Here is a 332-nt window from a genome sequence, read left to right as displayed (position 1 = left end):
TCCTCGGCCGGCGGTTCCTCGGCCGGGGGCTCCTCGGCCGGCGGTTCAACGGGCGGGTACACGGGCGGCGGGTTGACCGGCGGGTACACGGGCGGCGGGTTGACCGGCGGGTACACCACCGGCGGATAAACGACCGGATGACCGCAGACGGCGGTGGAATCGCCGCCCACGGCTACTGACGTTGCACACAGATTCACCGGAACCGAAATCAGAGCCGGGTTGGCCGGCGGGTACGCCGGGGCATGGGCAGGGGCCTTGTTGATGGCCTTTGAGTCGCCCAGCACGGCCACCGAGGTGGCGCCCAGGGTTACCGGAACCGAAATCAGAGCCGG

Annotated in this window: 1 pseudogene; it reads right to left on the bottom strand. The window is 70.2% G+C overall.

Features of this window, described 5'->3' with window-relative positions:
• Window positions 1-332, bottom strand: a pseudogene (locus tag J1902_RS19190) (cell wall anchor protein); the annotation flags it as partial.

Source organism: Arthrobacter cavernae, from assembly GCF_017368795.1.
GTDB lineage: Bacteria > Actinomycetota > Actinomycetes > Actinomycetales > Micrococcaceae > Arthrobacter > Arthrobacter cavernae.
This window is presented reverse-complemented; position numbering and strand designations above follow the sequence as displayed.